Annotated in this window: 14 protein-coding genes; 6 read left to right on the top strand and 8 right to left on the bottom strand. The window is 73.4% G+C overall.

From position 1 onward, the window contains the following. Nucleotides 1-59 precede the first annotated feature (59 nt). A complete protein-coding gene (locus tag ACFW6A_RS17520) occupies nt 60-1,337 on the top strand; it encodes a thymidine phosphorylase (protein ID WP_351850544.1) in 1,278 nt (425 codons plus the stop codon). A gap of 107 nt (nt 1,338-1,444) precedes the next feature. Continuing rightward, complete coding sequence (locus ACFW6A_RS17515) at nt 1,445-2,035, top strand: Uma2 family endonuclease (RefSeq protein WP_386477157.1); 591 nt, start codon at nt 1,445-1,447, stop codon at nt 2,033-2,035. Here the strand turns inward: ACFW6A_RS17515 and ACFW6A_RS17510 are convergent. Further along, nucleotides 2,028-2,681, bottom strand: a complete 654-nt coding sequence (locus tag ACFW6A_RS17510; protein ID WP_351850548.1) for an HAD family hydrolase — start codon at nt 2,679-2,681, stop codon at nt 2,028-2,030. The two genes, ACFW6A_RS17515 and ACFW6A_RS17510, sit on opposite strands and share 8 nt — an antisense overlap. Before the next feature lie 18 nt (nt 2,682-2,699). On the opposite strand from ACFW6A_RS17510, the gene ACFW6A_RS17505 reads away from it, so the two are divergent. After that, nucleotides 2,700-2,999 (top strand): STAS domain-containing protein, encoded by a 300-nt coding sequence (locus ACFW6A_RS17505; protein WP_386477153.1) that lies wholly within the window; start codon nt 2,700-2,702, stop codon nt 2,997-2,999. Between the two features lie 4 nt (nt 3,000-3,003). Here the strand turns inward: ACFW6A_RS17505 and ACFW6A_RS17500 are convergent, their stop codons facing one another. The 3 genes from ACFW6A_RS17500 to ACFW6A_RS17490 all read right to left on the bottom strand — a co-directional run bounded on the left by ACFW6A_RS17500 (nt 3,004) and on the right by ACFW6A_RS17490 (nt 6,136). Then, nucleotides 3,004-3,975 carry a sigma-70 family RNA polymerase sigma factor gene (locus ACFW6A_RS17500; RefSeq protein ID WP_351850550.1) on the bottom strand — a complete coding sequence of 324 codons (972 nt, stop codon included), beginning with the start codon at nt 3,973-3,975 and terminating at the stop codon, nt 3,004-3,006. An 80-nt stretch (nt 3,976-4,055) separates the two neighbouring features. Further along, on the bottom strand, nt 4,056-4,763 hold the full coding sequence (locus ACFW6A_RS17495; RefSeq protein ID WP_351850552.1) for a L,D-transpeptidase family protein: 708 nt from the start codon (nt 4,761-4,763) through the stop codon (nt 4,056-4,058). A 101-nt stretch (nt 4,764-4,864) separates the two neighbouring features. After that, nucleotides 4,865-6,136 carry an MFS transporter gene (locus tag ACFW6A_RS17490; protein WP_351850553.1) on the bottom strand — a complete coding sequence of 424 codons (1,272 nt, stop codon included), beginning with the start codon at nt 6,134-6,136 and terminating at the stop codon, nt 4,865-4,867. Between the two features lie 62 nt (nt 6,137-6,198). Here ACFW6A_RS17490 and ACFW6A_RS17485 point away from each other — a divergent pair, with 62 nt between their 5' ends. After that, nucleotides 6,199-7,188 carry a LysR family transcriptional regulator gene (locus ACFW6A_RS17485; RefSeq protein ID WP_351850554.1) on the top strand — a complete coding sequence of 330 codons (990 nt, stop codon included), beginning with the start codon at nt 6,199-6,201 and terminating at the stop codon, nt 7,186-7,188. Here ACFW6A_RS17485 and ACFW6A_RS17480 read toward each other — a convergent pair. Further along, on the bottom strand, nt 7,174-7,953 hold the full coding sequence (locus tag ACFW6A_RS17480; RefSeq protein WP_351850555.1) for an alpha/beta hydrolase: 780 nt from the start codon (nt 7,951-7,953) through the stop codon (nt 7,174-7,176). The two genes, ACFW6A_RS17485 and ACFW6A_RS17480, sit on opposite strands and share 15 nt — an antisense overlap. An 88-nt stretch (nt 7,954-8,041) precedes the next feature. After that, nucleotides 8,042-8,839: a GNAT family N-acetyltransferase gene (locus tag ACFW6A_RS17475; protein ID WP_386477147.1), complete on the bottom strand. Its 798-nt coding sequence runs from the start codon at nt 8,837-8,839 to the stop codon at nt 8,042-8,044. 105 nt (nt 8,840-8,944) lie between these two features. Between ACFW6A_RS17475 and ACFW6A_RS17470 the strand changes: the two genes are divergently transcribed. Beyond that, a complete protein-coding gene (locus ACFW6A_RS17470; protein WP_351850558.1) occupies nt 8,945-10,099 on the top strand; it encodes an adenosine deaminase in 1,155 nt (384 codons plus the stop codon). 186 nt (nt 10,100-10,285) lie between these two features. Beyond that, nucleotides 10,286-10,672 (top strand): hypothetical protein, encoded by a 387-nt coding sequence (locus ACFW6A_RS17465; RefSeq protein ID WP_351850560.1) that lies wholly within the window; start codon nt 10,286-10,288, stop codon nt 10,670-10,672. Between the two features lie 73 nt (nt 10,673-10,745). Here ACFW6A_RS17465 and ACFW6A_RS17460 read toward each other — a convergent pair whose 3' ends face one another. Both ACFW6A_RS17460 and ACFW6A_RS17455 read right to left on the bottom strand, forming a co-directional pair. Further along, nucleotides 10,746-10,952, bottom strand: coding sequence for a PspC domain-containing protein (locus ACFW6A_RS17460; RefSeq protein ID WP_351850561.1), 207 nt, complete (start codon nt 10,950-10,952; stop codon nt 10,746-10,748). A gap of 90 nt (nt 10,953-11,042) precedes the next feature. Further along, complete coding sequence (locus ACFW6A_RS17455; RefSeq protein ID WP_351850562.1) at nt 11,043-11,603, bottom strand: VanZ family protein; 561 nt, start codon at nt 11,601-11,603, stop codon at nt 11,043-11,045. Nucleotides 11,604-11,622: the final 19 nt, after the last annotated feature.

Here is an 11,622-nt window from a genome sequence, read left to right as displayed (position 1 = left end):
ATGGGAGGGGCCGCTCCTCCCGTTCCCCCCTCTATGCGCGTAGAAAGAGGCACCACGACATGGACGTCATCTCCGTCATCCGGACCAAGCGGGACAAGGGCGAGCTGAGCCCGGAGCAGATCGACTGGGTCATCGACGCCTACACCCGCGGCACGGTCGCAGACGAGCAGATGTCGGCCCTGGCCATGGCGATCCTGCTCAACGGCATGAACCGCGACGAGATCGCCCGCTGGACGGCGGCCATGATCGCCTCCGGCGAGCGCATGAACTTCGACGCGCTCTCCCGCCCGACCGCCGACAAGCACTCCACCGGCGGCGTCGGCGACAAGATCACCCTTCCGCTCGCCCCGCTCGTCGCCGCCTGCGGCGCGGCCGTCCCGCAGCTCTCCGGCCGCGGCCTCGGCCACACCGGCGGCACCCTCGACAAGCTGGAGTCCATCCCCGGCTGGCGCGCGCTGCTCTCCAACGAGGAGATGCTGCACGTCCTCGACACCACGGGCGCCGTCATCTGCGCCGCCGGCGACGGCCTGGCCCCCGCCGACAAGAAGCTGTACGCGCTCCGCGACGTCACCGGCACGGTCGAGGCGATCCCGCTGATCGCCTCCTCGATCATGTCGAAGAAGATCGCCGAGGGCACCGGCTCCCTCGTCCTCGACGTCAAGGTCGGCACCGGCGCCTTCATGAAGACCATCGAGGACGCCCGCGAGCTGGCCTCCACCATGGTCGCCCTCGGCACCGACAGCGGCGTGAAGACGGTCGCGCTCCTCACCGACATGTCGACCCCGCTCGGCCTCACCGCCGGCAACGCCCTGGAGGTCCGCGAGTCCGTCGAGGTCCTCGCCGGCGGCGGCCCGCAGGACGTCGTCGACCTGACGATCGCCCTGGCCGCCGAGATGCTGGCCGCGGCCGGCATCAAGGACGCCGACCCGGCGAAGGCCCTCAAGGACGGCTCGGCGATGGACGTCTGGCGCCGGATGATCGCGGCCCAGGGCGGCGACCCGGACGCGGCCCTCCCGGTCGCCCGCGAGCAGCACGTCGTCACGGCCCCGTCCTCGGGCGTCCTGACCCGCCTCGACGCGTACGACATCGGCATCGCCGCCTGGCGCCTCGGCGCCGGCCGCGCCCGCAAGGAGGACCCGGTGCAGGCCGGCGCGGGCGTCGAGCTGCACGCCAAGCCGGGCGACACGGTGACGGCGGGCCAGCCCCTCCTCACCCTCCACACGGACACCCCGGAGAAGTTCGACTACGCCCTCGGCTCCCTGGAGGGCGCCTGGGACATCGCCCCGGCGGGCACCGACTTCACCCCGACCCCGATCGTCCTGGACCGCATCGCGTAACGGCCCTGGCATGTGCCGCTGACACCTTCGGGTGAACGGGACCGGTGGACCCCCACCGGTCCCGTTCGGCATGCTGGGATCGGTGACGACCGATTGAGGAGCACACCATGAGCGCACTCGCTGCCGAGCCCCACGCCGACGCGGGCAACGGCTGGGAGGACCTGGTCCGTCGCTGGGAGTCGATGGACTGGCCCGAGGGCTGCAAGGTGGAGATCATCGAGGGGATCATCACCGTGGCACCGTCACCTGCCAACCACCACAACAGCATCGCGGGGAAGATCCAGCGCCGTCTGTACCAGGCCATCCCGGAGGACTGGGGGATCTACCAGACTCAGGCCGTGGCGATTCCGGCAAGGTCGGGCATGTACATCCCCGACCTCCTGGTCGCACCTGAGGCGGCACTGGGCGAAGCCGGCCACTCCGTCCCCGCCACGGAAGCGGAACTCGTCGTGGAGATCACCTCGCCGTCGAACGCGAACCACGACCGGATCGCGAAGGCCGCCGGCTATGCGACGGCAGGCGTACCGCTCTACCTGCTGGTCGATCGCTGGGCCCCCGGCGGCCCCACCGTCACCCTCTACGGCGAGCCGAAGGACTCCGTCTACCGGGTCCTGAGCGCTGTCCCGTTCGGCGAGAAGATCCACCTCCCCGCCCCCTTCGACCTGACCCTCGACACCGCCGAGTTCCCCGTCAGCTGACCCCCAGCAGCCCCGTCAGCTCCCGCATGTCGCCGAAGACCACCGTGCCCGCCCCCTCCAGCCGGTGGGCCGGGGTCAGGCCCCCCGTATAGCCGTACGCCCGCATCCCCGCCGCCCGCGCCGCGCGGACGCCGTACGGGCTGTCCTCCACCACCGCGCACCGCTCCGGCGGCACGCCCATCGTGGCCGCCGCGTGCAGGAAGAGGTCCGGGGCGGGCTTCCCCTTCGCGACGTCCCGGGCGGAGAAGATCCGGCCCTCGAAGCGGTCCAGCAGGCCGGTGCGGGCGAGGTTGCGGCGGATCTCGGCGTGGCTGCCGTTGGAGGCGAGGCAGTACGGGACCGCCAGCGCGTCCAGCACCTCCGTGACCCCCTCGACCGCCGTCAGCTCGGCGTCCAGCACCGTCTCGTACCGGACGCGGTACGGCTCCTGCCACCCCGGTTCCAGCGGTCGGCCCCGGCGCTCCTCGACGAGGGCCGTCCAGATCTCGTGCGGGGAGCCCACGAAGTGCTCGACCAACTCCGCCTCGGTGAACTCGGCCCCCAGCTCGGCGAAGACCTCCCGGTCGACCCGGCAGTAGAGCCGCTCGCTGTCCACCAGAACACCGTCACAGTCGAAGATCACCAGTTCGACGGGGTGAGAAGTCATGATCGCGAGCCTAGCGCGATGACTTTCCCGCCCCGGGGCGGTCACCCCCTCGTGGACACCAGTCAGCCCCTCGTCGTGACCCTGCCCGCCGCGCCCACCCGCGAGGAGGTCGCCCGGCTCTGCGCCGAGCTGGCCGCCGCCCCGCCGGGGGACGTGCGGTGCGAGGTCGACCCGCGCGCCCGCGGCCTCGCGGCCGTGGACGCGCTGGCCCGCCTGGCGCTCGCGGCCCGGCGCGCGGGCCACCGGCTGACCTTCGACGGAGCGGGACCCGACCTCACGGCCCTGCTCCGCCTCACCGGCCTCGACGAGGTCCTGTGAAGGACTACGCCTCCAGCCGCTCCGGCAGGTCGAAGAGCGGGAACCAGCGCGGGGTGTCCAGGAAGAAGTCCATCCCGGCCACCTTGCCGTCCCGCACCTCCAGCACGATCAGGGCCCACGGGCTGTAACCGCCCTCCGGGTCCGGGTGGTAGTGCGCGAAGGCCGGCGAGCCGTTGGCGACGGTCGGGACGAGCTTCGAGCCGCGGCACACGTCGCCGACGCCCAGCATCCAGCCGACGATGTCGTCGTGGCCCCGGAGCCACAGGTCGAACGGCGGCATGGTCATGGTCGCGTCCTCGTGGAGGAGCGCGGTCAGCGCCTTCATGTCGTAGCCCTCGAAGGCCGCCACGTACCGCTCCAGGAGCGCCTGCTGCTCCTCGTCGAGCGGGTTCGCCGCGTCGGACTCGGCGGGGGCCTGCTCGGCGATGGTCGCCCGGGCCCGCTGGAGCGCGCTGTTCACCGAGGCGACGGAGGTGTCGAGCAGCTCGGCGACCTCGGCGGCCTTCCACGCGAGGACCTCGCGCAGGATCAGCACGGCACGCTGCTTGGGCGCCAGGTGCTGGAGCGCGGCGACGAAGGCGAGCCGCACGGTCTCGCGGTGCAGCGCCGCCTCCGCCGGGTCGCCGGCGGTCGGCATCACGCGCCCGTCCGGGATCGGCTCCAGCCAGGTGATCTCCGGCTGCTTGACGAGCTGCGCCTGGGCGACCGGCGTCGGCCCGGAGAGGTCCATGGGCCGGGCCCGCTTGTTGCCCGCGCTGAGCGCGTCGAGGCAGACGTTGGTCGCGATCCGGTAGAGCCAGGACCGCAGGCTGGAGCGGCCCTCGAAGGAGTCCATCGCCTTCCAAGCCCGCACCATCGTGTCCTGCACCGCGTCCTCGGCCTCGAAGGAGGAACCGAGCATCCGGTAGCAGTAACCGGTCAGCTCGCGCCGGTACTTGTCGAGTTCATCGGTCGTCACCACGGCGGTCTCGCCCATCGCGTCCCCATCACCCCTCACCGGCGCCGGCGTTCGGCACCGGTGAGAGCGAAGCTACCGCAGCCCACCGACAGTCGGGGTCAGGTTCCCGGCTTGCGTCCGTACACGTAGACGTCGTCGCCGTTGCGCAGCAGGTTCCAGTAGGCCTTGGCGTCCGCCGAGCGCATGTTGACGCAGCCGCCCGAACCGGGCGGGTTCCACATGGACTTGGTCGTCGAGTGGAAGGCCTGGCCGCCGTCGAAGAACTGCGAGTACGGCATCGACACGTGGTAGATCGTCGACCAGTGGTTGATGTTCCGCCAGTAGATCTTCTTCAGGCCGGTACGGGTCTCGGTGCCGTCCTTGCCGGTGCGCACCGGCACCGGGCCGTACTTGAGGCGCGAGCCGTCCTGGATCCAGCTGAGCTGGCGGGTGAGGTCCACGCAGGCGATCCGGCCCTTGTTCGTCGGACACTTGCGGTCCTTGTTGGGGTTGGTCCCGGCCGCCTTCTGCTGGATCATCGTGTTCATGGTGCGCCAGGTCAGCGGGCCCGCGTACCCCACGGTCGGGGTGATGCCGTGCTTGCGCTGGAAGGCCTGGATGGCCTGGCAGTCGCCGAGCGACTGGCGGCCGTCGACGGTGCGGCCGAGGAACTTCTCGACCTGCTTCTGGTACGGCCCCGTCGTCACGTTGCACGACGCGGCCTGGGCCGGCGCGGCACCCAGCACGAGGGCGGCCGGCACGAGCAGCGAGGTGAGGCCGGCGGCTATGCCGGCCCTCTTCCCCACCCGGTTCGCGAATCGGTTCATGATCGTCAACTCCCCCTAGAGTCCTGACATGCGAGACGTGCGGGGGAGTGGTTCAGTTGCACCGGGCCCGGAATCGTGACGGTACGGTCATCCGGGCGTGCTCAGGCCGTCACCGGGTGGATCCGCCGCGCCTCGACGCGCGCGCTGTGCGAGCCGTACAGCGTGATCGAGACGACGCCGAGCACCGCCACCAGACCGATCCCGACCGTGCCGGCCCAGCCGCCCGCGTGGAAGGCGATCGCGCCGAGCGTGCCGCCCGCGCTGGAGCCCAGGTAGTACGCGGACTGGTAGAGCGCCGAGGCCTGCGCGCGGCCCGTCTTCGCCGTCCGGCTCACCGAGGAGGACGCCACCGCGTGGCCCGCGAAGAAGCCGGCGGTGATGAGGACCAGGCCCGCGAGGACCGCGGCCAGCGACGCGGAGAGCGAGAGCAGCAGGCCCGCCGCGGTGGTGGAGACCGCCAGGTAGAGCGCCCCGCGCCGGCCCAGCCGGCCGACGAGCCTCCCGGCCGCCGCGGAGGAGACCGTGCCGACCAGGTAGACCAGGAAGATCGAGCCGATCACGCCCTGCGGCAGCGAGAACGGAGCCTCGGCCAGCCGGTAGCCGATCACCGTGTACACGGCGCCGAAGACCGTCATGAACAGGGCGCCGATCCCGTACAGCCGCATGAGCAGCGGGTCCGCGAGGTGGCCCTTCACCGTGGCGGCGAGCGCCTTCGGGTTCAGCGTGCCGGGGGTGAAGTGGCGTGCCTTCGGGAGCAGCGCCCGGAAGACGAGCGCGCACACCAGGGAGGTCAGGCCGACGGCGGCCAGACCGGCCCGCCAGCCCCACAGCTGCGCGACCCAGCCGGTGACGATCCGGCCGCTCATGCCGCCGATCGAGTTGCCCGCGACGAAGAGGCCGATGGCGCCGATCAGCGCCCGGGGCCGCACCTCCTCGGCCAGGTACGCCATCGCCGAGGCCGGCAGCCCGGCCAGTGCCGCGCCCTGCAGCGCCCGCAGCGCGATCAGGACCTCCAGGCTGGGCGCGAAGGGCACCAGGAGCGCCACGCCGACCGCGACGGCGAGGGAGGCGGTCATCATCGTGCGCCGGCCGAAGCGCTCCGACAGCGCGCTGAGCGGCAGCACGCACAGGGCGAGCGCGCCGGTCGCGGCGGAGACGGTCCAGGAGGCGGCCGACGCGGTGGCGCCGAACTCGGCGGAGATCGCCGGGAGGAGGGCCTGGGTGGAGTAGAGGAGCGCGAAGGCGGCGAGGCCGGCGGCGAAGAGCGCGAGGCTCATCCGGCGGTGGCCGGGGGCGCCCGGGGCGAGGCGGGTGTCGGCTGCGGTGTCGGCGGACGCGTGGGTGGCGTCCGCCTTGGTACTGGCGGAAGGCATGCCACGAACGTAGGACGCTCCGATTCATGCGTCCAATGCATGGATCTGCTGTAATCGTTCCCGTGGTGCATGAGTACAGGTCACAGCCTCGGCTGTCACCGAACAGTAACGAAGAAGACATGGGGCCGGTGCTCGCGCCACGGCTCGCGTACTTCGCCGCGGTGGCCCGGCACGAGCACGTGACCAGGGCGGCGGCCGAGCTGGGCGTGCCCCAGTCGACGCTCTCGCGGGCCATGGTCCGGCTGGAGGAGGACCTCGGGGTGGCGCTCTTCGCCCGCCGGGGTCGCACGGTCGCGCTCACCCCGGCCGGCCGCCGCTTCCTGACCGCCGCCGAGCGGGCCCTCGCCGAGGTCGAGCGGGCCGCCGACACCGTACGGGCCGACGCGGACCCCACCGCGGGGCGGGTCGCCTTCGGCTTCCTGCACACCATGGGCTCGGAGACGGTCCCGGCGCTGATCCGAGCCTTCCGGGTCGACCACCCGAAGGTCCGCTTCACCCTCGTCCAGAACTACGGCGAGGCGATGATCGAGCGGCTCCGCGCCGGCGAGCTGGACCTGTGCCTGACCTCCCCGGTGCCGGACGCCCCCGACCTGGTCGGCCGCCGGCTCGACGAGCAGCGGCTGCGGCTGGTCGTCCCCGACGACCACCGGCTGGCCGGCCGCCGCCGCATCCGGCTCGCCGAGGCCGCCGAGGAGACCTTCGTGACCCTCGAACCGGGCTACGGGCTCCGCCGCATCACCGACGACCTGTGCGCGGAGGCGGGCTTCACGCCCCGGGTCGCCTTCGAGGGCGAGGAGGCCGAGACCCTGCGCGGCCTGGTCGCGGCCGGGCTCGGCGTGGCGCTGCTCCCGCCGCCGGCCGTGGCCCGCCCCGGCGTCGTCGAGCTGACCGTCACGGCCCCGCGCGCCGTCCGCGAGATCGGCGTCGCCTGGCTGGACGGCCACCCGGACACCGCCCCGGTGGCCGCCTTCAAGAAGTTCCTGCTGAGCCGCCGAGGCCACCTCCTCCCGAAGGGGTCGCAGCCGCCGCGGGACGACTCAGCGCCGGCGTGAGCCGCTGGTGAACCCGGCGGCCAGCGGCATCCGCAGGCCGATCGGCGGCGGGGCCGCCATCGCGTCCGTCAGGGGGCGGGTGACCGGCCGGGCGAAGAGCGCGCCGAGGACGAAGTCGGCGGCGAGCTCCCGCACCTCGTCGGCGTACTGGCGCAGCCCGTGCCCGTCCGCGTGGACCTCGAAGCGGCAGGTCTCCCGGTTCGCCTTCTTGGCGCGGGCCGCGTAGCGGAAGGACAGTTCGGGGTCGGTCCTGGCGTCGTTGGTGCCGTGCACGATCAGCACCCGGCGTCCCACCAGCTGCCGCACGGGCTCGGGCTCGGCGGCCACGTCCTCCTCGGGCAGCCAGGGCGCGAGCGCCAGGACCGCGCCGACCGCCGGGTGTCCGGCCGCCCGCAGCGCCGCCCGGGCGCCCATCCCGTGGCCGACCAGGCAGACCGGGACGTCGCCGTAGCGCCGTACCGCCTCGGCGACCGCCCAGGAGGCGTCCGCCGCGAGCTCCGCGTCGGTGCCGTTCCAGCCGCGTCCCCGGTAGCGCACCACCTGTGCGACGAGCCCCTCCGGCCGCCCCGCGCGGGCGAGTTCGCGCCCCAGCGGCAGTGCGGCGGCGTGCGCGCGGGCCGAGGCCCGGCGGCCGGACACCGGCTCCCCGTCCGGCAGGAGCAGCGCCACGCCGCCCACCGCCGCCGCGGACCGTGAAACCCCGACAGGCCGACCGAGCCGGGGTCTCCGGCCGTCGGCAGTCCCCACGAGTGCGTACTGCGCCATGACAGAACAGTCTCAGAAGCCGAGGTGTACGGCAGTCGTACGCGCGGTCTCTGTTACGTATCGCCGTCCCGGCGAACCGCCGTCCGCTCTACGCGCGTTCGAAGCAGTGCACGGTGCCGACGGGAGCGAAGCCCCGCCGCTCGTACCAGTGGCGCGGCCAGTCGTCCGCGAGCGCGGTGAGGAAGACGGTGGCGCAGCCGGCGCCGGCCGCCGTGCGCAGCGCCGTGTCCAGGACCACCCCGGCGTGCCCCTGCCGCAGATGGGAGGCGGCCGTCACCAGGTCCTCGATCTGGGCCACCCCCGAGGCCGGGTCCAGGTAGAGGTCGCCCCAGGCGGCCACCTCGCCCCACTCGTCGTGGGAGGCGAGGAAGCGGACGTCGGGCGCGCCCCTGAGGCGGGCCGCCCGGCGGCCGACCAGGTCCCGGACCACCTCGTCCCCCGCGTCCGGCAGGAAGCGGCGCCAGCTGTCGGCGACCGGCCCCGCCAGGGACGGCAGGTCCACCTCGCGCGCCCCGCCGAGCTCCGGCACCGGGCCCTCGTGGCGCATGAGGAGGACGGTCGCGCGGGTGTACCCGGCCCGGGCCAGCGGCTCCGCGCAGGCGGCCGCGGTCGGTCCGTCGAGCACGTACACCGCCCGGTGGGGGAGGTGGGCGAGGAGTTCGTCGGCCCGGCCGGGCAGTGCCCCGGGGTCGGTCGGGCCGTCCACGAGGAGGTGGTTGTTGCCGCGGGACAGGGCGTAGGCGTCGTCGAGCGCGGCGAACCCGCCGGGGAAGTCGACGGTCCGGGCCGCCTGCCGGCGGGTGAAGGCGGACACGAAGCCGTGGATGCGACGGAGTTCGGCGGGGTCGGCGGCGACGGGCGCGGCGGGTCCGGACGCGGTGCTCATGCGGTCAGGGTAGGCGGCCGAGGCCCGGCCGCGCACCCGGGAAAACCCCGTCGTCCCCGGCGTCGACAAGGCGCGTTCTACGCGCGTAGGGGCTAGAGTGCGGCAATGACGAGCCAGACATCCCACGTCCCCACCGCGGACCAGGTCCGCCGTGCCCCGAAGGTGCTGCTCCACGACCACCTCGACGGCGGACTGCGCCCCGGCACGATCATCGAACTCGCCCGGGAGCAGGGCTACTCGAAGCTGCCCGAGACGGAGCCCGACAAGCTCGGCATCTGGTTCCGCGAGGCCGCCGACTCCGGCTCCCTGGAGCGCTACCTGGAGACCTTCGCGCACACCTGCGCCGTCATGCAGACCCGCGAGGCGCTCTTCCGCGTCGCCGCCGAGTGCGCCGTCGACCTCGCCGAGGACGGCGTGGTCTACGCCGAGGTGCGGTACGCCCCCGAGCAGCACCTGGAGGCCGGGCTGACCCTGGAGGAGGTCGTCGAGGCGGTCAACGAGGGCTTCCGCGAGGGCGAGCGCCGGGCCCGCGAGGCCGGCCACCGGATCAGGGTCGGCGCCCTGCTCACCGCCATGCGGCACGCGGCCCGCGCCCTGGAGATCGCCGAACTCGCCAACCGCTACCGCGACGACGGCGTGGTCGGCTTCGACATCGCGGGCGCCGAGGCCGGCTACCCGCCCACCCGCCACCTCGACGCCTTCGAGTACCTCAAGCGGGAGAACAACCACTTCACCATCCACGCCGGCGAGGCCTTCGGCCTGCCCTCGATCTGGCAGGCGCTCCAGTGGTGCGGCGCCGACCGGCTCGGCCACGGGGTGCGGATCATCGACGACATCGAGGTGGCCGAGGACGGCTCGGTGCGGCTCGGCCGGCTCGCCGCGTACGTCCGCGACAAGCGGATCCCGCTGGAGATGTGCCCCACCTCCAACCTCCAGACCGGCGCCGCCGCCTCGTACGCGGAACACCCCATCGGGCTGCTCCGCAAGCTCCACTTCCGCGCGACGGTGAACACCGACAACCGGCTGATGAGCGGCACCAGCATGAGCCGGGAATTCGAGCTGCTGGTCGACGCCTTCGACTACACGCTCGACGACCTCCAGTGGTTCACGGTCAATGCGATGAAATCAGCGTTCATTCCTTTCGATGAACGACTGGCCATGATCAACGACGTGATCAAGCCCGGATATGCCGAACTGAAATCCGAGTGGCTTTTCCGGCAGACCGCCACGACCAGCGCTTCTTCCGGCCAGGAGGGCTGAGGAAAGGCGCGCGGAGGGGTACGGAGCCGCCGGGGAGGCGCGACACCCGGCGGCTTTCCGGTGTTTGCGGAGCGAAGGCGGGGCGGTTAGTTTGCGGAGCTGCTCTGCATGTCCGGATTCCCCTGTTCCGGATCGTTCTCCTGATGTCCCGAAGCTCAGCTCCCCAAGCCCAAGGAAGATTTTCAGATGAAGCAGTCTGCCGCCAAGAAGCTCGGTGTCGCCGCTCTCGGCGCCGCATTCGCCGCTGCCGCCGCCGGCACGGCCTCCGCGGCCCCGCTCCCGGCACCGCTCGACGGCGCCGACGCGCTGGGCTCCGTGACCCAGCTCGCCCCCCTGGGCGACGGCCTCACCGAGCTGCCCGACGGAGCCGGCGAGGCCCTCGGGGCCGGCCAGGGCGCCCTCGGCCAGGGCCTCGACCAGGGCGTCAAGACCCTCCCCGCGGCGGCCGGCCAGGCCACCCAGAACCTGCCGACCGACGCCGCCGCCGGCGCCCTCGGCGCCACCCCGCTCGGCGCCGCCACCGGCCTGCTCGGCGGCCTCCCGCTCGGCGCCGGCGGCCTGCCGATCGGCTGACCCGCGCACACGCCGGAGGGGCGCGCACCCGGAAGATCCGGGTCCGCGCCCCTCCGGCGTGCTCCGGGGCCCGCTACCAGGCCGCCGCCTTCGTGGCCCGCGACTCGCCCGGCAGCAGCAGCCACAGCGCCGCGTAGAGCAGGACCTGCGGGCCGGGCAGCAGGCACGAGGCCAGGAAGATCACACGCATCGTCGGGGCGGAGGTGCCGAAGCGCCGGGCGAGCGCCGCGCACACACCGCCGAGCATCCGGCCGTCGCGGGGGCGGACAAGTGCGGCCATGGTGGGCTCCTTCGTCGGTTCCGGGAAGCCGCTCCTCCGGGCCTCCCGACGACTCCATGGTGCCGCCGCGCCCACCCCGCCGACGTCGGTCTACCGGGCGATCGGAACCCTGGGAATCCTCGGGGTACGACCCTGAGCCCGCCCGTTCCCGGTCAGGACGCGACCCTGGGGGCGCCCCTCCCGGGATTCCCGCCGGCGCCGCAGCCGCGCCCGCGCCGCCGGCACCACCAGGAGATGCGCGAGCGCCACCCCGAGCGTGTTCAGGAGCACCGAGTCCACGTCCACGACCTGCCCCGGCACCGCGGTCTGGAGCAGCTCCAGGGCCAGCGACACCAGCGCCCCCGCCGCCGTCGTCCGGGTCAGCGACCCCCACCGCGAGGCGTCGAGCCGCCCGTCGCACATCGGCAGCAGCACCCCGAGCGGGGCGAGCAGCAGCAGTCCCCCGGCGATCGGCCGGGCCGCCGCGGCGGGCCCCAGCGCCAGATCGGCCCGCAGCCCGGCCAGCGGCACCGTGTTCGGGGCGGTCACCCAGGCCACGTCCCGTGGGAGCAGGCCGGTCCAGGCGACGAGCAGCAGATGCGCGATCAGGAGCACGAACCCGATCACGCGGACGACCACGGCGGCGTTCCCGCCCGAACCTTGACGCTGCACGCCCCCCAAGACGCGGCCC

The sequence above is a fragment of the Streptomyces sp. NPDC058758 genome, from assembly GCF_042746075.1.
GTDB lineage: Bacteria > Actinomycetota > Actinomycetes > Streptomycetales > Streptomycetaceae > Streptomyces.
Note: the sequence above shows the minus strand (reverse complement) of the source record. Positions and strands in the feature narration are given on the sequence as shown.

What these genes read in the sequence shown, in the direction of transcription:
- ACFW6A_RS17490 (WP_351850553.1), bottom strand. Translation starts at nt 6,136, where the DNA reads ATGCCTTCCGCCAGTACCAAGGCGGACGCCACCCACGCGTCCGCCGAC.
- ACFW6A_RS17510 (WP_351850548.1), bottom strand. Translation starts at nt 2,681, where the DNA reads ATGACTTCTCACCCCGTCGAACTGGTGATCTTCGACTGTGACGGTGTT.
- ACFW6A_RS17500 (WP_351850550.1), bottom strand. Translation starts at nt 3,975, where the DNA reads ATGGGCGAGACCGCCGTGGTGACGACCGATGAACTCGACAAGTACCGG.
- ACFW6A_RS17495 (WP_351850552.1), bottom strand. Translation starts at nt 4,763, where the DNA reads ATGAACCGATTCGCGAACCGGGTGGGGAAGAGGGCCGGCATAGCCGCC.
- ACFW6A_RS17505 (WP_386477153.1), top strand. Translation starts at nt 2,700, where the DNA reads ATGACTTTCCCGCCCCGGGGCGGTCACCCCCTCGTGGACACCAGTCAG.
- ACFW6A_RS17470 (WP_351850558.1), top strand. Translation starts at nt 8,945, where the DNA reads ATGACGAGCCAGACATCCCACGTCCCCACCGCGGACCAGGTCCGCCGT.
- ACFW6A_RS17460 (WP_351850561.1), bottom strand. Translation starts at nt 10,952, where the DNA reads ATGGCCGCACTTGTCCGCCCCCGCGACGGCCGGATGCTCGGCGGTGTG.
- ACFW6A_RS17480 (WP_351850555.1), bottom strand. Translation starts at nt 7,953, where the DNA reads ATGGCGCAGTACGCACTCGTGGGGACTGCCGACGGCCGGAGACCCCGG.
- ACFW6A_RS17520 (WP_351850544.1), top strand. Translation starts at nt 60, where the DNA reads ATGGACGTCATCTCCGTCATCCGGACCAAGCGGGACAAGGGCGAGCTG.
- ACFW6A_RS17475 (WP_386477147.1), bottom strand. Translation starts at nt 8,839, where the DNA reads ATGAGCACCGCGTCCGGACCCGCCGCGCCCGTCGCCGCCGACCCCGCC.
- ACFW6A_RS17515 (WP_386477157.1), top strand. Translation starts at nt 1,445, where the DNA reads ATGAGCGCACTCGCTGCCGAGCCCCACGCCGACGCGGGCAACGGCTGG.
- ACFW6A_RS17465 (WP_351850560.1), top strand. Translation starts at nt 10,286, where the DNA reads ATGAAGCAGTCTGCCGCCAAGAAGCTCGGTGTCGCCGCTCTCGGCGCC.